The organism is Blautia sp. CAG:237 (assembly GCF_000436615.1).
GTDB classification, from domain to species: domain Bacteria; phylum Bacillota; class Clostridia; order Lachnospirales; family Lachnospiraceae; genus Blautia_A; species Blautia_A intestinihominis.
Window position 1 is genome coordinate 1 of record NZ_FR886686.1, and the last position, 2,510, is coordinate 2,510.

The following is a 2,510-nucleotide window of genomic DNA, read 5'->3' on the forward strand; positions in this document are numbered from 1 at the left end:
CCCAAAAAACAAGTCTTTTATTTTATCAAGTTTGCATCAAATCATTTATAATTTTTTACAATTCCCTTGACTTTCTTGGTCGTTATATACCCGAGTTGTCCCTGGTAATATGTGCATTCTACCCTGATGAAAAAACTTGTCCCTGAGCAAAACTTTTCTATACAATACTCTGGAGCAAAATCACGTTATACTTTAGTATATATGTCATCAGAAACAACAACGAACTTATTTATAAAAAGGGGACCTTAACTAATGAAAAAGAGATTATTCATCGTAGTAAATGATGTTTTACCATTGCTTGACACCAGAGCAGCAGAGGGAAACAACACTGTTGTAGGTACAGATCCTAATCTCAAAAAATACGATAAAGAAACAGCTATGAAAAATCTGCTGGAAATGGAAGCAGCTTTTGAGTTTCCACAGGCAAAAGAATATATTGATAAACTGGGGATAGTATATAAGGGAAATGGAATTCTCAAAAGGATTTCAGGAGATCTGCTTCCAGAAGAAGCAATGCACTGTTCCCTTTAAGAGATACGCAATTCTGGTTAAAAGATGTTTTGGAGGAAGCGGATAAAATTTGGGCACTTACTGACCCCAAATTAAAATCTTCAGAAAGCTGGTCAAAAAAGGCGGACGAAATTCGCGAACTTCGCAAACAGTATAATTTTCTCCAGAAATTTGAAAAGACAATGGTATATGCAAATGGAAAAACCTTTATAGCAGAAGAATATTCCGCGAGTACAGAATTTGTAATCTAATGTTAACAAACAGCGAATGGAAGTATCAGACATTTTATTCTTTTGCCGATTTAAGTGAAGACGCTTTCGCAGATATTCTGGATAAGGCTATCTGGCATCCAGATACATCCGTAGTAGAGAACACCTTTGTAGACAAAAAAGTTTTTAAAGAACCTATTGATAAGAGCTTCAGCGTCTTGATCAAACAGACCAATAACCGTGAAAATGATCTGGAAGAAGCTCCCGACCTGGAGAACGCAGTTTTATATGTAAAATACGATCCTGAAACTGACGTTATCGAAATCTGTGACCACGAGAAAGCGCGTAAGGAATTCAACGAAATCATGCAGAAAGCTCTCCCATTCAACAGCATTAACAGATAAATCCGCCTACCAGTTGGCTACCCCATTTTTTGTAGCAAAGCGGCTATTCATAATCCGCTTCGCTACTTATATATATCTCTTCCTCCTTAAGTAGTATAAATAAGAAAGTCCCCACCCACTGCTTATTGCCTTTCGCAATTAAAGTAGTGGGTGGGGACTTTCTGTTCTTCCAGCAGAATTTTATCTTTATCTGCCGCCTGTATTTTAATATTATTTATCTGTCAGAAATGGATCTGTCCCTGAAGCCAGATATTACCTCGAAAGCGTCTTCCAATCTCCGGTTCACCCAGGAGGTCTTTTTTGTTGATGCAGATATCGAACTGCATGTTATTGCTCTCTACTGTCATCTGAATGAGTTCTTCATTTGTCACCTCATTGCGGGTATGATGGATTTCCTGGATTTCTCCCAGAATTCCATACTGGTCACACTGGATTCCATGAGGCATGAAATAAGAATCCACGATCGTAAAAATATCTTCATTTACGATCCTGTGGGAGATCATGGAATATGTATCCATGTCTTCCATCGTAAGGCTTTCCATCGCTTCCTCGTCACCATTTCTGGCTGCCGCAATCAGCGAACTACGATTCTTACTGGTTTCCTTCTCGACCTTTACTGCTTCTTTATCTTTCAGGACCGGAAGAAGAATACGTCCCTCATCTGCAAGGCCGGATAAAGTCAATGGTTTGTTCAAAACATTTCCTTTGCTTTTTTCGAGCATATATCTCGCACCATTCTGCAGATAAAAGATCAGTGTAATTCCTATTCTCAGATCGTCGCAGGCACCTGCAAAAGATTCTTTGTCTGCATGCCGTTCTACTGTCACCGGTTCATTCGTTGTAATGCCGGTTCCCTTAAAGAAAGGATAATAATATTCCACGTGAAACCTGTTATCTTCATCGTACTGACCGCAAACAGTAATTCCGCAGTCGTATCCATAACTTTTGGAGAATTCAGCAAAAGTGCCGTCCGGATGGTCTGAAACCACGTTTTTTTCATCGTAGTTTCGAATCACATCCAGCAGGATTTCTTTCATCTCCGCACGTTTCTTTATTTCTGAAAAACCGACTGCTTTTAAATAGCTGTGCAAAAGTACACCTCCATATCCTTATGCGCGGGTCTTTTTCTCAATTTTCTTCATGCCGCCCATGTATGGCTGCAGTGCTTCCGGAATATTTACGGATCCGTCAGCATTCAGGTTATTTTCCAGGAATGCGATCAGCATTCTCGGAGGAGCTACTACAGTGTTGTTCAGTGTGTGCGCAAGATATTTCTTGCCATCTTTTCCATTTACACGGATTCTCAGACGACGAGCCTGTGCATCACCTAAGTTAGAGCAGCTTCCTACTTCGAAATATTTCTTCTGTCTTGGAGACCATGCTTCTA

4 protein-coding genes are annotated in these 2,510 nt (G+C 39.8%); 2 read left to right on the forward strand and 2 right to left on the reverse strand.

What is annotated here, in order from left to right; all coding sequences use genetic code 11:
* Positions 1 to 252 precede the first annotated feature (252 nt).
* Complete coding sequence (locus QZL69_RS02475) at positions 253 to 531, forward strand: hypothetical protein (RefSeq protein WP_022213643.1); 279 nt, start codon at positions 253 to 255, stop codon at positions 529 to 531.
* A gap of 229 nt (positions 532 to 760) precedes the next feature.
* The gene (locus QZL69_RS02480) at positions 761 to 1,123 is read left to right on the forward strand and encodes a hypothetical protein (protein ID WP_022213644.1); all 363 of its coding nucleotides are present in this window, start codon (positions 761 to 763) and stop codon (positions 1,121 to 1,123) included.
* Between the two features lie 221 nt (positions 1,124 to 1,344).
* Here the strand turns inward: QZL69_RS02480 and QZL69_RS02485 are convergent, their stop codons facing one another.
* Entirely contained in the window at positions 1,345 to 2,214 is an 870-nt protein-coding gene (locus QZL69_RS02485; protein WP_022213645.1) for a DUF3881 family protein, read from the reverse strand.
* Positions 2,215 to 2,232: 18 nt separating this feature from the next.
* Positions 2,233 to 2,510 (reverse strand): aminoacyl--tRNA ligase-related protein (locus QZL69_RS02490; RefSeq protein ID WP_330361728.1); only part of this gene is annotated, 278 nt, incomplete at its 5' end.

Excerpts from the sequence above, each read along its gene's own strand:
- QZL69_RS02475 (WP_022213643.1), top strand. The coding sequence starts at position 253 with ATGAAAAAGAGATTATTCATCGTAGTAAATGATGTTTTACCATTGCTT.
- QZL69_RS02480 (WP_022213644.1), top strand. The coding sequence starts at position 761 with ATGTTAACAAACAGCGAATGGAAGTATCAGACATTTTATTCTTTTGCC.